The following is a 20,053-nucleotide window of genomic DNA, read 5'->3' on the forward strand; positions in this document are numbered from 1 at the left end:
CCTACTTTATTGAGAAAATGAGTTTTTCTTTTTTTGTTGTGATGCTCTGAGTGGGATCGGGGACAGTATAATTATCATGTCTGGCGATGCGCGGTATATGCAAACTGGATTTTTCGGTCAGATGACTTGCGATATCGGGCTGCGCCTGGATAATCCGGTCGTTCGGGACAACCATCTCTGCAGGGGATTCGTAGCGCCGATGCTTCTGCAGGAACGGTAGATAGCAATCTCGGGCGGGCATTTTCAGATGCAGCTTTGCCCAACTGTCCTTGTAGGCCTTTCGGACGGGAGACAGTCCGGTTGCCGTGCGGATTCCAGTCATGACATTATTGGTCAGCGTATTGGGCGTATCGAGGCAGATCATGCCGATGGTTTCAAAATTACGGAACCCATCGCCCAGTAGGACCCTTGCGCGCGAGATCATTTCGCTGTCCGCGCCGAACCTGACCGTATCCCAGAACCCCAGTTTGTTGCGGATGAATTTACCCCGGAAAAGGGTCGAGATCGAGGAGACGCGGCAAACGCCATCGGTCGAGAACCCGCCGATATCCGAGAGGTATTCGGTCTTTCCGTTTTCCAGCATGCGCAGCATGTAGGTTAGGCTAGCGTCGCAGTCCTGCGCCTTCGCCAACGCGATGTGATTGGTTATACGCTGCGGATGCGCCCAGTCATCGGCGTCGTGCCCGGTAACCCATTCGCCCGAGGCCTGTGTCAGTGCAATGTTCTTGGCTACATAGGGGCCGGTATTGACGACGTTGCGCATGATCTTCACGCGGCTGTCGCGGGCCGCGATATCCTGCAGGGCCGACCATGTCCCGTCGGAGGAACAATCATCGACGATCAGCAATTCCAGATTCTGCCAGGTCTGGTCAAGGATCGACGCGGTTGCTTTGCGGATGGTGCGTTCCGCGTTCCAAGCGGGCATGATGACTGAGATCAATGGCCCCCCTGTGACGGCGGGAAGGGCGTCGCAAGACAGCTGGTTAAAGTGCGTGCCAAAGCCTTGCAGGCGCAGCGGGGCAATATTAAAATGAGCTAGATAGCCGTTGACCCCATTAACCCAGCCGTCGACATCGGAGCGGTCCAGTGCCGCGTTGGAATGCAGTATATCCACAGTATGAGCTAGTTCATCAGGCAGGTATGTTTCGGCCAGACCGATAGCCTTATCATGGTCGCCGCGTTTTGCGACTTCGCTGGCTGCGATCAGCACTGACTTTGGATTGTATTGAGCGTGGCCCGTTGTAGCATCCGCCTGCGCGGCCATCCACGAAATCGGGTCCTGTGGCGGGCGGATCCCGAAAGCGCGCCTGGCAAAAGCGGTCGGCAGGTCGGGGCCGGAATCCCGGCCGATGATACTGCCGTATCTGACGTAATGACGAGCGGGGTCCATGCCCAGAATGCCCACGTCGGGATAGCGGTCACTGTACCAAGTCGCGTCAAACAGAGGCGAGGTGCTGACGGTCTCAACCTGTGCGGCATCGTCGCGATCCATATCTACAGCCTCAGATCGCTTTCATTGATGCCGAAGACGGCCTTGAGGTCGAACAGGATGCCGCTAGGCTTGATCATGGCACGCAGCGAGGCGGGACCGCTGGCAACCAGATCGTCGTGCGAGACGGCCAGAAGCACGGCGTCGTAGGCCTGGTCCGACGTGACCTCAGGCAGGGACGTTGCAATCTGCAAACCGTATTCCTCCTGAACTTCCTCGGGGTTGGCCCAAGTGTCCACGATATCGACGACCATGCCGTAGGTCTTCAGGCTGGCGACCAGGTCGACTACCTTGGTATTGCGTGTATCGGGACAGTTTTCCTTGAAGGTGAAGCCCGCGACCAGCACCCGCGCGCCCTTCACCCGCAGGTCGCGGTCGATCATTTTCTTGACCAGTCGTGTAACGGCGTTGCGGGCCATGCCGTCGTTGATCTCGCGGGCAGAGCGGATGATGTCGGGGATATGGCCGACGGCCATTGACTTGTGAATGAGGTAGTAGGGGTCGACGCCGATGCAATGCCCGCCGACAAGACCGGGACGCAGCCGCACGAAGTTCCACTTGGTCGCGGCGGCGTCCAAAACCTCGTTAGTATCGATCCCGATATGGGAAAAGACGATCGACAGCTCGTTGATGAGCGCGATGTTAACGTCACGCTGCGTGTTCTCGATGACTTTCGAGGCTTCGGCCACGCGGATCGAGGAGGCGCGGAAGGTGCCTGCCTCGATGATGCTGGCATAAAGGTCGTCCACGAACTGCGCGATCTGCGGGGTCGAGCCCGACGTGACCTTGGTGATCTTCGTGAGTGGCCGCGCCTTATCGCCGGGGTTGATGCGCTCCGGGCTGTAGCCTGCATAGAAGTCCACGTTGTAGGTCAGGCCGGACACGGACTCCACCACAGGAATGCAGTCGTCCTCTGTTGCACCGGGGTAGACCGTGGATTCGTAGATCACGAGGTCGCCCGTCCTGATGGCCTTTCCGACGGTGCGCGACGCGCCGATCAGCGGCGCCAGATCCGGTCGCTGCGACGCGTCGATCGGCGTCGGAACGGCAATGATGAAGACGTTGCAATCATCGAGGTCGGTGGCCTCGTGCGAGAACCGAAGATGCTGCACATCGGTAAGGACGCCGACCTCAACTTCGCCCGTGGCATCGTGCCCGCTCCGAAGACTTTCGACCCGTGCGGCATTGGTGTCGAAACCCAGGGTGGGATACTTCCGCCCAAGTTCCACGGCGAGCGGAAGCCCGACATAGCCCAGGCCGATGACGGCGATGCGGCAGTTGGAAAGCGTAAGATCAGGACTCAAGACATGTCTCCAGGGCGTTCGTTCTTGCTTGCGCAAACGTGGATCAGCCATGCTGATCGGATGTAGGGCCGTATCTATGCGGGATCATCTTTGGGATCAATGAAACTGTGACCTGCATCGGTAACTCCGCGGTTCCGCTGTCTGTTTCGGATGTAACAGGTTGTTTCTATTGCGCATAGGCAGGCCCAAACCCGGGACGGTTCCTGAAGATATCACTTTCCTCAGTCACCCGCGCCAACTCCGGCTTCAGACGCCGGATCTCTGCATCACTCGAAGCTTCGTTTGAGGCCGCCTCTGAAAACCTCTTTTTCCAAGCGTAGAGGGAATACGCACTGACGCCGAGACCATCGGAGAACTCCCTGACTGGGTCTCCTTGTCCGGTGATCTGCGCGACTGCGTCCCGCTTTAAATCGTCACTGTAAGTGTTGCTGCCCATAACGACCTCCTTGCTTCAAAATTAGCTAAGAAGGCGTCCACGATACACGAGGCTATTTAGGATTCTGATCCTAGCGCGCCAGACTCAAATATGGAATGTCAGTATCGTACTTGTAGTCGAGCCTAACGAAATCCATTTCATAAAAGCGCAGGGCCAAGGCACGGGTTTCTGGCGACCAAGTCATATGCGTGCGGGTTTCGGGCTTGCGGACATGGGTTTTGGGGTTCAGCGTTAAGCCGGTTACTCGTGACATTTTGCCCAGAATGACATCCATGCCTTCCTCGAACCGGAACACCTTGATCTTTTTGCCGATGAATTCATGCTGCGGACGAATATGGTTATCCAGCACATAGGGGTCCTTCGCATACGCCGCGATCTGTCTGCGCACCCATCCGTCAAAGGGCAGGTCCGCTTGATTAAGGGTCTGGCGCCAGCGGTATTCGCTGACCAAGCGCGCTATCGGATGACGCACCACGCAAAAGCCTTTATCGTAGAACTTCGGAGGAATGAACGTGTCGAACAGTTCCGCATGCATGTGTTGCAGATTACACCGCACGTAATCCAGCCGCTTGTGGAAATGCAGCGCCCGCTTGGCCCCCGCCTTTCGCATTGCGGTTTCCACGCTGCTGCCACCCGTCTTGGGGATATGGGCGAAATAGAACAGTTTGCCGTTTGCTTTTAGCAGGGTCACGGCGTGCCCTTTGCAGGCGCAAGAAGCGTACTGAAATCTGACAAAGCGGCGGCGTTATAAGCTTCGGCATCGAACTGCTTGAACATGATGCGGCCGGCGATGAAATCCAGCATAGCCAAGGCGAAGGCATTGGCTCCGGTACCCTCGGCGATGAAACCGAACCCGCCGTCCAAGGCACCGCGTGATCCAGGGATGTTTGTCACGATCACCGGTTTGCCCAAGGCCAGCGCTTCCAGGATGACCATCGGCTGGCCTTCGTAGCGCGAGGGCAGCACGAAGCAGTCAGACCGGTCCAGCCAGGCCAAGGCACGATCGGAAAAGCCCGGCATCCGCACCACGGCTGCCAGGCCCAGTTCGTCGCGCCGAGTGCGTGTCTCTTCCAGAAGCGGACCTTCGCCCAAGATCGTCAGGCGTGCGTCTGGATGGCGGGCATAGACCAGCGCGAAGGCGTCCAGCAGCATGGCGTGGTTCTTTTCGGCCGAACACCGCCCGATGGTGATGAAATCGATCGTGTCGGGCGACACCGGGTCCGGCAGATCGGCCGCGCGGCCTTCGGCGATGCGCGTAAGGTTGATCATGTTGCGCACGGTGCAGGGCACTGCCGCACCGTACTGCGACGCCAGGTTGGCCGCGTTCAAATCGCGGGTTTCGTCGGAGACTGCCACAATCCTGTCGAAGTAGTGATAGGTGAAGAATACGCCATCCAGCAAGGAAAAGCGCAGGTCCCGTTCGGAGGCCATGTCGTTGTGCTGATAGATGATGTGCCGGCGCGCATTTGCCATCGCGATAATCCAGGCCCACATCCGCTGGTAGCCGGAAAACTCGATGGCGGCCTCCAGCGCGACCGGGCCGATGATCCGGCGTGCCTCGCGTGCCATCGCACGTTCCATGAGCGCAATCTGTGCGGGATCTTCTAGGCGGTTGTTAACATAGAAGGCCAACTTGGCGGCCCGTTCGCCAAAAGTAAAGACTTCGCGGCCTGTCCGGTGGACGACCATAACCGAGGCAGGCACTTCGGCAAGAAGCTCCCAGGCAACGGGCTGTAACGCGGCCCCGTCCGTTAGCAGCATGACCTCGTAGCGGTCCGTGTCCACGTGCGACAGCAGGTTGAGCGCCGAGGTGGTGATCCCGTTACGCAGAAATCCTCCCATCATGAAGGCGAGCACCGGTTTGGTGCTCGTGCTCGCCGGGGTGGGTTGCGGCCCGTCATTCAGGATCAGGTCCAGCGCGCGGGCGCTAGCCTGGCCGTCCTCGCTCGCGAAATAGGTGGCGCGGGCCGCGGCGTAGAGATCGGCAGGAAACGCCGACGGTGCGCGGGGGTCGGCGCAGGCCCTGTGCAGAGCATCTGCCGTGTGGCAGACAGCGGCGGGTAGGGTGTCCAGGTCGATGTAGATGCCCCGTGCGGCGCGGTAGGCGTCAAGGTCCGGCACGAAAAGGACGGTGGGAATATCGGCGGCAAGCGCGTCGAACAGCAGGCTGGAGTAATCGGTGACGACCACATCCATCCGTGCCATGACGTCGTTGATATCCGCGTGTGGCGGCACTGGGCGCGTGGTCATCCGGTCGGTGCCGGCGGGCAGGGTAGCCAGGTCGTCGCGATTGAAGTTATGCGCCTTCACGTGCAGAGTGACTGGCGGACCGTCATCCTGCGACAGAGCCGCGATGACGGCCGCGATGTCGGGGATCTGGGTCTCGGCCCGCTCCAGTTCGCCCTTCCATGTGGGCGCGAAAAGGATGTGACGCCGGCCGGGATCGGCCGTCCAAGCGGCGCGGGTGGCCAGCGTGCGGTCGATGCGCGGCGTGCCGATGTGAAAGGTTTTGCGCCGTCCCAGCGGCGCGATTCCGGCCGGTCCCAGCAGATGGTCCGTCGCATAGTCGCCCGCCAGCACGATATGACTGGCTTGCAGGAAATTGCGCTGGCTGTTGGCATAGCGTGCCGGTGCGCCCTTCTCGTCGCTGAACATCGTCTTCAGGGGGATGCCATGCCAGGTATTGAGATAGACCTGACCGTCCCGGCGCAGATACCAAGCGGGAAAGGTGGAGTTGTTGATCAGATACTTCGCCGTAGCCAGAAAACGGGGGTAATCGTCGTTGCCTCGGTCGAGGATTCGGACATTTGCCTGTCTGCGCAAATGCGCCGGCACCGCCGCAGGCGTGTCGACGACCCAAACATGGGTGAAGTCCGCGCACCGTGGATCGCGCAGGGCGGCGTCACAGATCGCGGCGGGACTGCAGGCAACGCCCGAGGCGTGAAAACTTTCGTAAAGGATCACGGAGGGATCGAGTGGCGTGTCGATGTAATGGGTGCAGAACAGCCGTTCGGCCCGGCTGTTGCGGTTCAGGTACTGGGTCACCCGCGACTTAGCCTGCTCGTAGGTCGTCCGATAGAGCCCGAATCCTCGCAGCCTCAGGTGCAGTTTAATGAGGGATTGAGTAATCATGGCGGGAAGGCGTGACACGGAAGAATGGACCTTTCTGACAGCCGGACGCGGGGACGGTCCTATAGATCAGGGCCTACCTAGCGGTGTCCGAGGGCGCAGGGCAATCCCGATCCGCCATCGGCCGCGTGCTATGCGGTACAAGGGTGAAGGTCGTGCCATCCGCGCCGCTGCGCGTCAAGTGACCTTCCTGCCACAGGATCAGCCGGGCGACTTGGACCTCGCGCGAGGGGGTGCGGCGCAGGGCGATGCGCAGATGCTCGGCCAAGGCGGCGGGATTGTGCGGGAACCGCACGTTGGGAGTTCCGGTGGAACAGTTGAACTGAGTCACTGGGGTGCGCCAGTTGCCATAGTTTTCCGCAAGATAGCGGTCCGCGTCGGCGGGGCCGCGCACGGGCAGACTCGCGATGGTGTAATCTTTCAGGGCGAAATCGTGGTTGTCCCAGCGATGCTTGGCCGATCCGTGCCAGCGTAGGTCGCCGTCCAAGTAATGCACGAAGACGTCGATGCCGATCCCGCTGGCATGTAGCACCCGGTAGAGCGCGGGCCGCAGAGTGCCGCGCCACAGCCCGTCCGGTTGCAACGCTAGGTCAAGATGGGCGCTGGTGTTTACCAGAACTAGGTCCGGTGCCGCCGCGATCTGCGCGCGAAAGGATGCATCGTCAAAATCCTCGGCGTGTACGCCCACGTCAATGTCGTAGTCGTGGGCCAAAAAAGTGCCTTCGCGCACCGCGCCGAGGAAGGTGCCTGAGATGACATACCACGGCATCTCGATCCGTCGCAGCGCGATCAGGGCGGCCCGGGCATGCAGAAGGCCGAAGGCTGGAGCGGGGCCGGCGGGCACCGCGGGGGCCGCCGGATCGACGACTGGCAGATCGCGCACCAAGGGGGCTACGATGGCCTCAAATCCTGCCATGGCCGCCGTCTGCGTCGGCACATCGGAGGCGCTGATAATCCTTTGCGCCTGTACGTGAAGTCTTGCCAAGCGGTGGCGCAGGTCGCTGCGGCCCGCCAGCCAGTCATCCAGCACAGCGACGGCCGCGTCCGGCATCTGCGTGGTGGGGTCGAAGAGCGGTGCATCCAACCCCGCAAGGAGGCCAATCCGGCTATGGCGCAGATACCAGTTGAGCCGATGGCTTCCCGTCACCCAGCGATCCTGCAGGAAGAGCGCCGCCGCCTCGCGAGCCAAAGCGGGACGGCCGGTCAGCGCGACGATGGCCAAACCTGCCAGATTTCCCATCACCACGCAGGACAAGTGTCGATGCAGGCCGCGCAACGCGCGCAATGTGCGAAAGCGGCGTGTGCTCACAACGGTCTACTGGGCCGGTGTGCTATGGATTAGCTTGATCGCCGTCGAGGAAATGCTGGGCGTGCGGGGGAGGTAGATCACCTCACACAGGTCCGACAGGAAGTCGAATTTACCGGTCCAGTCGTCGCCCATGATGACGATGTGGATTCCATATGCGGTTACATCCTTTCGTTTTTGCTCCCAGTTGTCCTCGGGAATGATTACATCGACGTGGCGGATAGCTTCCAGCATGGCGCGACGCTGCGTGTAGTCGAAATGCGACGCCTTGCCCTTGATACGGTTGAAGGCATCGCTGGACAGAGCCACGGTCAGGTGATCGCCAAGCGCACGGGCGCGTTGGAGCAGCAGGATATGCCCATAGTGCAACGTATCGAATGTGCCATAGGTGATGATCTTTTTCACGTCTTGCCCGCCCCGTTTTCGCATGCGACCCGTTAGCATGTGTAAATGGCAAATTTCAAGCTGTGCCCGCGTCAGGCGCTGGTGCGTCATGTTTTGGGATCGGTGTGTCGCACCGTGATCACGGTGCGGCTCGGAAAGGATTGGCGATGAAGTGCATCATCTACCTTGGTCACCACAAGACCGGATCAAGCGCACTTCAGGAGATGTTCACCCGGAACGCCGGTGTCCTGCTGGCCGACTGCATCCTCTACCCGTTTGTGGAACCGCAGGGGCAGGCCTACGCGCGCGCGCTGCTTGCGGGCGGCGATCCGGACGTGGGCCTGACGTTCAAGGTCAAATCACCGCACAATCATATCGGCTATGTCATGCAGACCGAGGCGTTAAAGGGAAACTTCATTCCCGACCGCTACCAGCCGCTTCCGACAGCGGCGCAGATGTTCCAGTCTATTCGTGATGATCTGGCCCGGACGGGGGCGCAGACCCTGCTGCTGTGCTCGGAAGTGTTCTCTCACTACGGCACCCGTCAGCCCGCGCTGGTGGGCCAGATGCTAGAGGCACTGGGGATCGCGGATGTCTCGCTCTACATGACCCTGCGCCGCCCCGACCTGCACCTGGGTGCCTGGTACAGCCAGATGCTGAAATTCGGGCGCAGACCCAGGCCCCTGTCCGCGGGGGGTGCCGCGGATCTTTATCGTACGGCGCATTTCAATTTCGAACAGGCCTTGCGTCCCTGGGCCGATGCTGTGCCGGGCAGCCGGCTGTTCGTGCATTCCTACAGTGAGATCATGGCCGCCGGAGGGTCGGAGCCGCATTTCACGAGAACTTTCGGGATCGACACTAGCCGATTCACGCCCGCGAAAGGTCCGGTCAATCCATCCATTCCTTATGCGCTTTACGACCTCGTCCTGCGCGCCAACCGCGAACTGCCTGTACCGGTGGCGCGGTCGATGCAGAAGACCTTGCTGGCGCATCGCCAGCGCATGACCTTGCCACCCAACGCCGAGATCGAGGTCTTCGGGTCCGCCGTCCGGGCCGAGATGGCAAAACGGTTCGCGCCGATGCAGACCTACCTGGGCGGGCTTGTGGGACGGTCGAGGTTCTTTGACGATATCGGAGTCATGTCCGAGACGCATCCGGTCCCTCTGGCCGATGTGGCGGGCCATGCCGCCACCCAAGCACGAGCCGTCCTGACGGGTCGCAGGGCGCAGGCCACCGCCTTGGCCTGGTTGAACGGAGCAGGGAACTGAGGTGGGTGACGGGCTGCGGCCTGGAACAAGGGATCATCCTGGACGCTCTGCGAAGGATCCCGACGGCCGAAAGTGCGGACCCAGACGACATCCTGCCCCGACCTATCCGCTCGGCGAGGAAATCGGTCGGGCCGGCCGCCGAAGGATGGATTTGCAGGGCACCTTCGCTTATGGGTTGGCTCAACGCTCGGAAAGCAGACGAAGAATGTAGAGACGACAGATCTGGACGGTGTCCTTGTACTGACCCCCAGAATTTTCTCCGACGCGCGTGGGTCCTTCCAGGAGACCTACAACCGCGAAGCCCTGGCGGATTTGGGGATTCACACCACCTTTGTTCAGGACAACCAGTCTTGGAGCCGCGACCAGGGCACTGTGAGAGGGCTGCACTATCAGTCGCCACCGCATGCCCAGACCAAGCTGGTGCGCGTTCTGGTCGGTGAAATCAGGGATGTGGCCGTGGACGTCCGTCGGAACTCGCGCACGTTCGGCCAATGGATCAGCGTGACCCTCTCGGCCGACAACAACCGTCAGCTGCTGATCCCTGCGGGGTTTCTGCACGGTTTTGTCACGCGGGCACCGGATACGGTGGTGGCCTACAAATGCTCCGACACCTATGCGCCCGCGTGCGAAGGGGCGATCCGCTTCGACGACCCCGACCTCGGCATCGACTGGGGTATCGCGCCCCGGGATGCCGTGCTGTCGGACAAGGACGCGGCGGCCGGATGGTTCGCAGATTTCGACACGCCATTCATCTTGGAGGACACCCCATGAAGATCCTCGTCACCGGCGGGGCCGGGTTCATCGGGTCTGCCGTCGTCCTTCAGGCGATCCGGGATGGCCATCAGGTCATCAACGTCGACAGCCTGACTTATGCGGCCGCCCCGGCGAGCCTGGCGGCCGTGGCAGAGAATCGGGCCTATGCCTTCGCCCATGTCGACGTCCGCGATGGGGCTGCACTGGATACAGTCCTAGCCGACCATCAGCCCGATGCGGTGATGCATCTGGCCGCCGAAAGCCATGTTGACCGGTCCATCGACGGCCCCGCCGCCTTTGTCGAGACCAATGTGCTGGGCACCTTCCGTCTGCTGGAGGCCGCGCGGAGCTACTGGACAGAGCAGGGGCGTCCCGAGACCTTCCGTTTCCATCATATCTCGACCGACGAGGTCTTCGGATCGCTCGGCGAGACGGGGATGTTCGACGAGGACACCCGCTACGACCCGCGCTCGCCCTATTCGGCCAGCAAGGCGGGGTCGGACCACCTGGTGCGCGCCTGGGGCGAGACCTATGGCCTGCCGATCCTGCTGACGAACTGTTCCAACAACTACGGGCCGCGGCAATTCCCCGAGAAGTTGATCCCCGTGACGATCCTGAACGCTCTAGCGGGCAAGCCGTTGCCGATCTACGGCGCGGGGCTGAACGTGCGCGACTGGCTTTACGTCGAGGATCACGCCGATGCGCTGCTCACCGTGCTGACCCGGGCGGCCCCTGGATCGACCTACGCCATCGGCGGCGAGAACGAGGCGCGCAACATAGACATCGTGCAGGCCATCTGCGCGATCCTAGACGACCGTCGGCCGGACCACGCCCCCCACGCGGACTTGATCACCCACGTCACCGACCGTCCGGGCCATGATGCGCGCTACGCCATCGACCCCACCCGCATCCGGGCCGATCTAGGCTGGCGGCCTTCGGTGACGCTGGAACAGGGGCTGGAGCGGACTGTGGACTGGTATCTGGACAATGCGGACTGGTGGCAGCCGTTGCAGGGGCGCGACGGGGTGGGTGTGCGGCTCGGCACGGACAGCACTGCCCCGGCCAAGGTCGTGCCGTGAAAGTCCTCGTCTTCGGCGAAACCGGTCAGGTCGCGCGGGCGCTGGCCCTCGCGGGACCCGCGCGGGGCGTGGCCGTGCAGAGCCTGAGCCGCGCGCAGGCCGACCTGTCGGATCCCGCCGTCTGTGCAGCGGCCATTGCCGCGACCGATGCGCAGGCGGTGATCAATGCCGCCGCCTGGACGGCCGTGGACTCGGCCGAGGATCACGCGGCTGCGGCCCATATCGTCAACGCCGAAGCGCCGGGTGCCATGGCGCGGGCCTGTGCCGCGCAGGGGCTGCCCTTCGTCCATATCTCGACCGATTACGTCTTTGACGGTGCCCCCGGTCCCGCCTGGCGGCCCGAGAATCCCACCGGGCCGCTGGGGGCCTATGGGCGCAGCAAGCTGGCGGGCGAGCGTCTGGTGCTGGACAGCGGCGCGCGGGCCGTGGTGCTGCGCACCGCCTGGGTGTTCGACGGCATGGGAAAGAACTTCGTCACCACCATGCTGCGCCTGTCACAGACACATGACACGCTGCGCGTGGTGGCCGACCAGATCGGCGGACCGACGCCCGCAGACGCTATCGCGGATGCCTGCCTGACCATCGCGCAGGCGCTGGTGGAGGGCCGTGGCCAAGGCGGGGTGCATCATTTCAGCGGTGTCCCCGACGTGAGCTGGGCCGACTTCGCCCGCGCGATCTTCGATGTCGCAGGTCGCGGCGTCACCGTGACGGACATCACCACTGCCGATTATCCCACCCCCGCCGCGCGGCCAGCCAATTCTCGGTTGGACTGCACCAGCCTGAAAACCGCCTTCGGCATCGACCGCCCGGACTGGCGCGCGGGGCTGGCCCGCATCATCGAGGAGACGACCCCATGACCACCCGCAAGGGCCTGATCCTCGCCGGCGGCACCGGCTCGCGGCTCTGGCCGATCACGCAGGGGCTGTCGAAACAGCTAATGCCGATCTACGACAAGCCGATGATCTATTATCCCCTGTCGGTGCTGATGCTCGCCGGCATCCGGCAGATCGGGATCATCTCCACGCCCACCGACCAGGCGCAGTTCCAGCACCTGTTGGGCGACGGATCGCAATGGGGCTTGTCCATCACCTGGCTGGTGCAGCCCAGCCCCGACGGGCTGGCGCAGGCCTATCTGGTAGGTGAGGACTTCCTGGACGGCGCACCCTCGGCGATGGTGCTGGGCGACAATATCTTCTTTGGCCATGGCCTGCCCGAGATGCTGGCCAGCGCGGATGCCCGCGCCAGCGGGGGCACCGTCTTCGGCTATCGCGTGTCGGACCCCGAACGGTATGGCGTCGTGGGCATGGACAAGGCCGGCACCGTCACGCAAATTGTGGAGAAGCCGGAGGTTCCGCCGTCGCCCTACGCGGTGACCGGACTCTATTTCCTAGACAGCACGGCCCCGGCGCGCGCGCGCGGCATCACACCGTCCGCGCGGGGCGAGCTCGAGATCACGTCCCTGCTGGAAACCTATTTGGCCGACGGTAGCCTGACGGTGGAACGCATGGGCCGGGGCTATGCCTGGCTCGACACCGGCACCCACGGCAGCCTGCTGGACGCGAGCAATTTCGTGCGCACGCTGCAGTCGCGCCAGGGCATGCAGACCGGCTGCCCCGAAGAGATCGCCTACCAGCAGGGCTGGATCGACGCAGATGCACTGGGCACCTTGGCGGATCGCTACGCCAAGACGGATTACGGGACGTATCTACGCGGACTATTATGACGGGGGACGAATCCTGCAGGCATCGGTGACGCCGCCGTCCCGGGGGTACTCTACTCTGGGACCGCGCGTGCCGTGGCCATCATCGCGGTCGCAAATCTTGACCGCGATGGTGGTGCGCGGATCAGGGCGTCGCTTGAAAAATCCGCTCGCGCCGCGCGGTGACCTGTCTTGCCGGTCCAGAAGTATTTCTCGAAGGAGATCGAAAAGCCTCCGTTCGGGCCATCCTCGATCCATATGGCTTGCGGGTCAGGTCCGGGCATCGTTTGGTTTCCTTGGATTAAATAGGGGTCCACAGACGGGCTATCCCATTGGCCCTAAAGGCGACCCGCAAGCTAAATAATCCACCACCTGATGCCATGAATTGCCATGTGCCAGGGTCATGCGCGGCCTGCCGTCGATACCATCGGAAAGCCCCGCGATGCCGTCACCTTGGACAGACATCGCAGCGATGCTTCCCGGTTCATCACCTCGGCCAGCTGGGGCGGTGCGCCGGGGGTCGTGATATGGCGAATGCCATAGGTGCCGCGCCCGTCCTGGTCCAACCCTACAGACAGATAGGCAGGATGACTTTTCAGGGCATCCCCACGGCGCGGGGACGCGGCCACCTCGAGCAGGCGTCAATCAGATGGTGTGCGGTTCGCATCCGTGGCGCAGCATGTGATAAAATGCCCGCTTCAACGCCGCGACGGCCACGGGGTTGGATGCCCTGGTAAGCTGCCCCTGCGGCGCTCGAAACCTTAACAATTCTCAACAGTGGCCCGCGCCTTTCGGCGTCCAGAAACCTTACAAAACCTGACATTTGCAACCCGTTGCACCGGCCCCCTGTTGCTGGCGATATGCGGTCCATCGCTGGCGCTGCGCCTCAGCGATCTGCGCCTTCCCCTCTGGCGTCCTACCTCCGGGAACATTCCGCCTGCTGAGTTTGAAGCCAACTACTATGCGCAGCATGCTACGCTAGATAGGGTCACTTAAATTGAAGGTGGTTTCCGGCAAACCCGGCGCGGTTCACACCTAACTCCGGGCCTGCCTATTGATCGAAGACCACCGCAGCTTCGATACTCATCAACGAGGAGCATGTCATGCGTCATCTTTTACTTTCCACTGTTCTGTTCTGCACCGCATCTCTGGCGCAGGCTGAGGATTCGGCCCTGATCGTCGGCATCTCGGACTACGATACCCTGCGCGACGTGCGCGGCGCGGATCAGATTACCCAAGCAGGTGCGGACCTGCAGGATATGGGTTTTACCGTTTATGGCACCGGCGCGTCTGGTGGGTTGCAGGCGCAGGCCAATAACTTTGCCGCAGAAGCGTCGGCCGCGGACAGGCTGGTCGTGGTCCTAGCCGGCCAGTTTTTCACTGACGGCCAGCGCACGTGGCTTTTGCCTGCCAATGCTGCAACGCCGAGACCGTTCAGCGTAGGGAATGGAGCACTCTCTGTTGAAACGGCGCTGGAACGATTGGGGCAGACGCCCGGTGCCGCCGTTCTGGTCCTCGGTCATGAGGTGCGCGACGGCGGTGATCTGGGCAATGGGCTGCAAGCCGGTATCGGGGATCTGGATATCCCGAGCGGCGTGACGGTCGTACAGGGCAGCGTTGCGGCCACGGCTGATCTGCTGAGCCGTGTCATCGCGATACCGGGTGGCGATGTCATCGCCGGCGTGCGTCGAAGCCGCGATCTGACGGGCTCCGGCTTCATGCCGTCCAGCCTTGTGCTGGTGCAGGCCAATGCACAGCAGGCTCCCCGCCCAACACCACCGACCATCTCACCAGACGCTCCCAGTCTCAGTGGCCTGCTTGAAGCCTCCTTTTGGGAGCAGACCCGTACCACAGATACCGAGCAGGGCTATGCCCGCTATCTAGATCGATATCCTGACGGCGCTCACGCGCGTGCCGCCGCTGAGCGTATGGCGGAACTACGCGATCCCAACTTTGCCCTGAAGCGCACCGAGGATGCGCTGAATCTGCCGCTGGAGGCCCGTCGTGCCGTCCAGCGTGACTTGCAGGTTCTAGGCTATGACACCCGCGGCATCGACGGCATCTTCGGTCCCGGTACGCGTGGTGCGGTCAAGGCGTGGCAGGGCGGCACGGGTCTGGCAGCCAGCGGTTACTTGGATGCTGAACAGATCGCGCTGATCGATCAGCAGGCTGCGACCCGGTCGGCCCAACTGGAGGCCGAGGCTCAAACCCGGCGTGCAGCGGAACAGCGTGCCGATCGCGCTTTTTGGGCGGAGACGGGTATCTCAGGCACCGGCCGCGATCTGCGGGCTTATCTGGAACGCTACCCGGATGGTGAGTTCGCCAAAGAGGCTAAAGACGCATTAGGCGTAATCAGGGCACGTAATCGCGCTGCGGCTGCGCAAGCAGACCGGGAGGCCTGGGACAAGGCCGTCAAGAGGGACAAGGTCGCCGCTTATAGAGCTTATCTGGCTGACCAACCGAACGGCGCGTTCCGGGACGATGCCTCAAGCCGCATCACGCAGTTGCAACAGAGGAATGCCGATCAGGCTGCGACAGACGCGGCTATCGCCGGCGAACGCGCCCTGTCGCTTGATCCGATCAGTCTGCGTCTCGTAGAAGCGCGGCTGTCGCAACTAGGACTCGATCCTGGAACCGTGGATGGAACCGTCGATGCCGACACGCGCCGGGCGATCCGCCGATACCAGAATGACCGTCAGCTAACTTCCACCGGCTATCTGGATCAGGCAACCGTGTCGCAGATGCTGACGGATGCCTTCCGGTAGTGCCGCTTCGGCGGGGCTTTGTCGTGCCATGACGCATTGCGGGCCTATGCCGCCCGACATTTAATTCAGTAGACAACTTCGGTTGAACGTCTTTGCTATGTCCATGGGCAGGAAGAAATCGGCGATCTCATCGGCGTCGAATTCTTTTTGCAGGCTAATGATGCTCATCCTTATGCAAGCTTATAGCAGAAAGCTCGCATCCCAAAGCACCCACGACGTGTGGTCCAAAGTAAGGCTGCGACAAGGGCCGTCTGACTTTGGCTACGATCCGATGATAAGTCCGGCCTCATGTCCGATTTCATCTACCGCCCTCAAATCGAAGTTCTCTCTGCCGCCGATGGCGTTCGCCGTCGGCAGTGGTTGAATAAGGACAAGCTCCGGATCGTTGATGAAAGTTTTTTCGGCCACTGACAAGTGGCAGCCACGGCGCGGCGGCATGGCATGTGCCGGTCGCTGTTGACGATCTGGCGTCGACAGTATCGCAACGGTGAGCTGGGTGCGGCCTGCCCGGTATCCTTCACTCCGGTAACCGTGACAAAAGACATCGCGGCCTCCCAGCCTAGGCCTGTTGATCTCCCTGATCTCTCCCGGAACTCGCAGGTGGAGATCGCTCTGCCCAAGCCGTGCTTTGCTCCGGCGGTTCGAGGCTGGCTGGTTTGCAGGATGCAAGGAGCGGTGCCCCCACAGGGGTTGAAAACGGTCAATATAGGCACGGCGGGCGCACGAACGATATTGAGAGGTTGCGGAACCAGGCCGGTGGTTTCGGCCGTCTCGTTCGGTCAGAATATGAAATCGCCAATCGACAGGCTGTTGATATCCAACAGTTGGATCCGGAAATCGGCCCGCTTGTCGCCGTCGGTATCGCCCATCACCATGACGTCGTCACCCTTCACGTCGTACCACACCGCGTGGGCCGCGGCAGTCTGACCAGTGAAGGTGAAGGCGTCATCGCCCCGGTCGCCGGTATCGGCATCAATCCGGCGCAGGTCCAGTTCATCGCCCCCCCGGCCGAAGTCGGTAATGGCATCGCGCTTCAGCCGGCCCGTACCGCTGTCGCCATCGTCGAAGATGAAGTCGTCAGCGCCCCTGCCGCCGGTCAGGATGTCCTTTGCCACCCCGCCGTCAATCTTGTCATTGCCCGAGCCGCCGAATAATTTATCCTTTCCCCCACCTCCGGACAGCCTGTCGTTGGCAGATCCGCCAAACAGATCATCGCCACCATTCTTGCCGACAAGCCGGTCGTTGCCACCGTTGCCCTTAATCGTGTCACCGGCAGCACCACCGAACAGAACATCGTTTCCGGATCGACCAAACATGACGTCGGCACCACCGTCGCCAAACATCTTGTCTGATCCGCTCCCGCCGAACATGCGATCCTCGCCGCGTCCACCGTAAATTATGTCGTCACCCCCACGGCCATAGACCCTGTCGTCGCCGTCGAAAACGAACAGGCGATCGGCCGCTTCGGAACCATTGTAGACGTCATCCTGGCGCAACAGATAGGCCAGCGACTGGATCGGGTTGTCGGATTGCGCCAAGGTGCCGAAGGTCGCAAGATCGGCGTCCAAATCGTAGATCAGGGCAACTTGGGTCGAATCGTTGTAGATCTCGATCCGGTTGATCGTGCCGGCAAGTCCGGCCTCATTCGCGGTAAACGCGCCCCGATAGGTGAACACTAAGTTTTCGACGACGAAATCCAGGTTGGTCTCCGTAAAGGTCGGGGCAAGCGACCCGTTCACGAGACCCAAGCCGAAATTGATCGGCTCGTTAATGGTTTGATCAGACATTAGGTACCTATACAATACGAGTTCGAGCAAATCCGAACCATGTTCACATTTTTGGACCTAGTTCCCGTTCATAAACCTACCACCCCAAATCTCCAGTACAGTTACGGCCAGTCAGCGGTAATTTACTGAAGGTTGTTGTCGTTTTACTTTCGCCGGACTGCCGCTGAGGCAGGTCACGTTGCAGTCCGAACACATCTTCCTTAGTTCAATTGATGACAAACTGATAGGCCCTGCTCTTCGTCCGTCCAAAGTCTTTTGGTCCGCCGTGCGACTATGTTGCACAAAGCGGGTGAGGGATTCATGTCGTGAATCCAGTGTGGTAGCTGGCCCGCATGAGCAAACCGACATCACCTACCTATAAGACGACGAACTGGGCTGATTATAACGCGGCGCTGAAGCGTCGCGGATCATTGACGATCTGGTTCGATCCCGAGATGGACTGGGATGCCAAACCTTCCGGCAAGAGGGGGAGATCGCAGTCGTTCAGTGACGCTGCGATCCAGACGTGCCTGACGATGAAAGTGCTATTCGGGATGGCGCTTCGCCAGACGACGGGCTTTGTGGAAAGCCTCTTGCGGTTGACAGGTCTGGATTGGGTTGTGCCTGACTTCAGCACCATCTGCCGACGGCAGAGGACGCTTGCGGTCAACATTCCGTATCGCGGCGCGAAGGGCCCGCTGCACCTGCTGATAGACAGCACAGGGATCAAGGTCGAGGGTGAAGGCGAATGGAACGCCCGCAAGCATGGCGGCCCAAAACGACGCGTCTGGCGCAAGATCCACATCGGTATCGACGAGCAAACGCTCGAAATCAGAGCGGTCGAGATCACGGGCAGCAACACCGGGGATGCACCGATGTTGCCTCATCTGCTCAACCAGATCCCGCACGATCAAGAGATTGGCAGCGTGACTGCAGACGGTGCCTACGACACGCGCCGATGTCACAACGCCATTGCCGATCGTGGAGCCTCTGCAGTCATCCCGCCGCGCAGAAATGCGCAGCCTTGGAAGCCGACCACCGCCGGTGCCATCGCCATCGCCAGGAACGACGCGGTGCGCGCGTCAAAATATCTGGGTCGGGCACTCTGGCGGAATTGGAGCGGATACCACCGCCGGAGCCGCGTCGAGACAAAGATGCATTGCATGAAACTGCTGGGCCAGCGGCTGATGGCGCGCGACTTTGACCGCCAAGTCGCTGAGGTTCAGGTGCGCGTTGCGATCCTGAACGGCTACACCGCTCTTGGCATCCCTATCACGAAAGCCGTGGGATAAATCCGTCTCGGGAAAGGGGAGAACCGTTCGTCAGCTGATTTGCGCAACACAGCCGCACAAAGCAAGAGATCACGTGCCGAGCTTTTGCAGGCCAGTATGTTGTCACGGCCTCGACGTCAGTCGTTCCCAAACAGGTCCCGCGTAAAGACTTTTGTCGCCACATCTACGATATCGCCGTTCAGCCGGTTGGCCACAATAATATCGGCACGCGCCTTAAAATCCGCCAGGTCGCGGACGACCTCGGACCCGAAAAAGGTACTCTCTTGAAGGACGGGCTCATAAACGATCACTTTGATTTCCTTGGCCTTGATCCGCTTCATGATGCCTTGGACTGATGACTGGCGCACATTGTCGGAACCTGATTTCATCACGAGCCGGTAAATGCCCACAACGTTTGGTTTACGCGACACAATATCGTCCGCAAGGAAGTCCTTGCGCGTGCGATTGGCATCGACGATTGCCTGGATGATGTTCTGGGGGACCTGCGAATAATTCGCGAGGAGTTGCTTGGTATCCTTCGGCAGGCAATATCCGCCATAGCCGAACGAGGGGTTGTTGTAGTGGTCACCGATACGGGGATCGAGGCTGACACCTTCGATGATCTGACGGGAATTCATACCACCCGCCATTGCATAGCTGTCCAGCTCGTTGAAGTATGCAACGCGCATCGCAAGATAGGTATTGGAGAACAGCTTGATCGCCTCGGCCTCGGAGGCGTCGGTAAAGAGCAACGGGACGTTCTTTTTCAGGGCCCCTTGCAACAACAGATCTGCGAACACGCGGGCTGGTTCCGTCCTTGCCCCGACAATGATCCGGCTGGGATGAAGGTTGTCGTATAGGGCCCGCCCCTCGCGCAGAAACTCCGGGCAGAAAGCGATGTGATCCGATCCGATCTGCTGACGTAGCTTGTCGACATGACCGACGGGAATGGTAGATTTGATGACGACCAGCGCATCCGGTGAAGAAGCGAGAACAGCACGCGTAACCGCGTCAACGGACCGGGTGTCAAAGAAATTCTCTTTCGGGTCGTAATTGCTAGGGGTGGCGACAATGACGAAGTCGGCATCCACAATCGCGGCTTGCAGATCGGCGGTCGCAGTCAAATTCAATGTCCGGTTCGCGAGGTAATCTTCAAGCTCTGCGTCCTCGATCGGACTGCGGCGCGCATTGACAAGGTCGATGCGATCAGCATCAAGATCGACCGCCACGACCTCATTGTGCTGCGCCAACAGGACGGCATTCGATAACCCGACGTAGCCAAGTCCGACAACCACGATTTTCACGACCTGATATCCGTTCTTTTATGTGTCATCGGGGCACGGAGAATTCTTCTTCGACCAAACCCGCATTGACCATGTCACGGAAGGTATCGCTTGTCCTGAC

At 61.1% G+C, this 20,053-nt stretch carries 17 protein-coding genes and 1 pseudogene; 8 read left to right on the top strand and 10 right to left on the bottom strand.

What is annotated here, in order from left to right:
• Nucleotide 1: 1 nt before the first annotated feature.
• The 7 genes and pseudogenes from ACOI1H_RS16800 to tagD form a co-directional block, all read right to left on the bottom strand.
• Complete coding sequence (locus ACOI1H_RS16800) at nucleotides 2-1,492, bottom strand: glycosyltransferase family 2 protein (RefSeq protein ID WP_422438994.1); 1,491 nt, start codon at nucleotides 1,490-1,492, stop codon at nucleotides 2-4.
• 2 nt (nucleotides 1,493-1,494) lie between these two features.
• The gene (locus ACOI1H_RS16805; protein ID WP_422438995.1) at nucleotides 1,495-2,793 is read right to left on the bottom strand and encodes a nucleotide sugar dehydrogenase; all 1,299 of its coding nucleotides are present in this window, start codon (nucleotides 2,791-2,793) and stop codon (nucleotides 1,495-1,497) included.
• A gap of 202 nt (nucleotides 2,794-2,995) precedes the next feature.
• Nucleotides 2,996-3,229, bottom strand: a pseudogene (locus tag ACOI1H_RS16810) (transposase); the annotation flags it as partial.
• Between the two features lie 70 nt (nucleotides 3,230-3,299).
• Nucleotides 3,300-3,920, bottom strand: a complete 621-nt coding sequence (locus ACOI1H_RS16815; RefSeq protein ID WP_422438996.1) for a sulfotransferase family 2 domain-containing protein — start codon at nucleotides 3,918-3,920, stop codon at nucleotides 3,300-3,302.
• On the bottom strand, nucleotides 3,917-6,379 hold the full coding sequence (locus tag ACOI1H_RS16820) for a CDP-glycerol glycerophosphotransferase family protein (protein ID WP_422438997.1): 2,463 nt from the start codon (nucleotides 6,377-6,379) through the stop codon (nucleotides 3,917-3,919). The genes ACOI1H_RS16815 and ACOI1H_RS16820 overlap by 4 nt, the downstream gene beginning before the upstream one ends.
• Nucleotides 6,380-6,434: 55 nt before the next feature.
• On the bottom strand, nucleotides 6,435-7,667 hold the full coding sequence (locus ACOI1H_RS16825) for a hypothetical protein (protein WP_422438998.1): 1,233 nt from the start codon (nucleotides 7,665-7,667) through the stop codon (nucleotides 6,435-6,437).
• Between the two features lie 6 nt (nucleotides 7,668-7,673).
• On the bottom strand, nucleotides 7,674-8,069 hold the full coding sequence (gene tagD, locus ACOI1H_RS16830) for a glycerol-3-phosphate cytidylyltransferase (protein WP_422438999.1): 396 nt from the start codon (nucleotides 8,067-8,069) through the stop codon (nucleotides 7,674-7,676).
• A gap of 146 nt (nucleotides 8,070-8,215) precedes the next feature.
• On the opposite strand from tagD, the gene ACOI1H_RS16835 reads away from it, so the two are divergent.
• From ACOI1H_RS16835 to rfbA, 5 genes are all read left to right on the top strand, one after another.
• A complete protein-coding gene (locus ACOI1H_RS16835; RefSeq protein WP_422439000.1) occupies nucleotides 8,216-9,316 on the top strand; it encodes a hypothetical protein in 1,101 nt (366 codons plus the stop codon).
• A 72-nt stretch (nucleotides 9,317-9,388) separates the two neighbouring features.
• Entirely contained in the window at nucleotides 9,389-10,087 is a 699-nt protein-coding gene (gene rfbC / locus ACOI1H_RS16840) for a dTDP-4-dehydrorhamnose 3,5-epimerase (RefSeq protein ID WP_422439001.1), read from the top strand.
• Entirely contained in the window at nucleotides 10,084-11,148 is a 1,065-nt protein-coding gene (gene rfbB, locus ACOI1H_RS16845) for a dTDP-glucose 4,6-dehydratase (protein WP_422439002.1), read from the top strand. The genes rfbC and rfbB overlap by 4 nt, the downstream gene beginning before the upstream one ends.
• Nucleotides 11,145-12,005, top strand: coding sequence for a dTDP-4-dehydrorhamnose reductase (gene rfbD / locus ACOI1H_RS16850; protein WP_422439003.1), 861 nt, complete (start codon nucleotides 11,145-11,147; stop codon nucleotides 12,003-12,005). The genes rfbB and rfbD overlap by 4 nt, the downstream gene beginning before the upstream one ends.
• The gene (rfbA, locus tag ACOI1H_RS16855) at nucleotides 12,002-12,871 is read left to right on the top strand and encodes a glucose-1-phosphate thymidylyltransferase RfbA (protein ID WP_422439004.1); all 870 of its coding nucleotides are present in this window, start codon (nucleotides 12,002-12,004) and stop codon (nucleotides 12,869-12,871) included. Before rfbD ends, rfbA begins: the two co-directional genes overlap by 4 nt.
• Nucleotides 12,872-12,921: 50 nt before the next feature.
• Here the strand turns inward: rfbA and ACOI1H_RS16860 are convergent, their stop codons facing one another.
• Nucleotides 12,922-13,131 carry a hypothetical protein gene (locus ACOI1H_RS16860; protein WP_422439005.1) on the bottom strand — a complete coding sequence of 70 codons (210 nt, stop codon included), beginning with the start codon at nucleotides 13,129-13,131 and terminating at the stop codon, nucleotides 12,922-12,924.
• A gap of 819 nt (nucleotides 13,132-13,950) precedes the next feature.
• Here ACOI1H_RS16860 and ACOI1H_RS16865 point away from each other — a divergent pair.
• Nucleotides 13,951-15,612, top strand: coding sequence for a peptidoglycan-binding protein (locus tag ACOI1H_RS16865; RefSeq protein WP_422439006.1), 1,662 nt, complete (start codon nucleotides 13,951-13,953; stop codon nucleotides 15,610-15,612).
• A 288-nt stretch (nucleotides 15,613-15,900) separates the two neighbouring features.
• Nucleotides 15,901-16,023, top strand: a complete 123-nt coding sequence (locus ACOI1H_RS16870) for a hypothetical protein (RefSeq protein ID WP_422439007.1) — start codon at nucleotides 15,901-15,903, stop codon at nucleotides 16,021-16,023.
• Nucleotides 16,024-16,391: 368 nt separating this feature from the next.
• Here ACOI1H_RS16870 and ACOI1H_RS16875 read toward each other — a convergent pair whose 3' ends face one another.
• Entirely contained in the window at nucleotides 16,392-17,399 is a 1,008-nt protein-coding gene (locus tag ACOI1H_RS16875; RefSeq protein WP_422439008.1) for a calcium-binding protein, read from the bottom strand.
• Nucleotides 17,400-17,731: 332 nt separating this feature from the next.
• On the opposite strand from ACOI1H_RS16875, the gene ACOI1H_RS16880 reads away from it, so the two are divergent.
• Nucleotides 17,732-18,670: an IS5 family transposase gene (locus ACOI1H_RS16880; protein ID WP_422439009.1), complete on the top strand. Its 939-nt coding sequence runs from the start codon at nucleotides 17,732-17,734 to the stop codon at nucleotides 18,668-18,670.
• 116 nt (nucleotides 18,671-18,786) lie between these two features.
• On the opposite strand, the gene ACOI1H_RS16885 is transcribed toward ACOI1H_RS16880, so the two are convergent.
• Complete coding sequence (locus ACOI1H_RS16885) at nucleotides 18,787-19,953, bottom strand: nucleotide sugar dehydrogenase (RefSeq protein ID WP_422439010.1); 1,167 nt, start codon at nucleotides 19,951-19,953, stop codon at nucleotides 18,787-18,789.
• Between the last annotated feature and the right edge of the window lie 100 nt (nucleotides 19,954-20,053).

It is taken from the genome of Loktanella sp. DJP18, assembly GCF_049310965.1.
Lineage (GTDB): Bacteria > Pseudomonadota > Alphaproteobacteria > Rhodobacterales > Rhodobacteraceae > Loktanella.

Excerpts from the sequence above, each read along its gene's own strand:
- ACOI1H_RS16800 (WP_422438994.1), bottom strand. The coding sequence starts at position 1,492 with ATGGATCGCGACGATGCCGCACAGGTTGAGACCGTCAGCACCTCGCCT.
- ACOI1H_RS16835 (WP_422439000.1), top strand. The coding sequence starts at position 8,216 with ATGAAGTGCATCATCTACCTTGGTCACCACAAGACCGGATCAAGCGCA.
- rfbB (WP_422439002.1), top strand. The coding sequence starts at position 10,084 with ATGAAGATCCTCGTCACCGGCGGGGCCGGGTTCATCGGGTCTGCCGTC.
- rfbA (WP_422439004.1), top strand. The coding sequence starts at position 12,002 with ATGACCACCCGCAAGGGCCTGATCCTCGCCGGCGGCACCGGCTCGCGG.
- ACOI1H_RS16860 (WP_422439005.1), bottom strand. The coding sequence starts at position 13,131 with ATGCCCGGACCTGACCCGCAAGCCATATGGATCGAGGATGGCCCGAAC.
- ACOI1H_RS16865 (WP_422439006.1), top strand. The coding sequence starts at position 13,951 with ATGCGTCATCTTTTACTTTCCACTGTTCTGTTCTGCACCGCATCTCTG.
- ACOI1H_RS16870 (WP_422439007.1), top strand. The coding sequence starts at position 15,901 with ATGTCCGATTTCATCTACCGCCCTCAAATCGAAGTTCTCTCTGCCGCC.
- ACOI1H_RS16875 (WP_422439008.1), bottom strand. The coding sequence starts at position 17,399 with ATGTCTGATCAAACCATTAACGAGCCGATCAATTTCGGCTTGGGTCTC.
- ACOI1H_RS16880 (WP_422439009.1), top strand. The coding sequence starts at position 17,732 with ATGAGCAAACCGACATCACCTACCTATAAGACGACGAACTGGGCTGAT.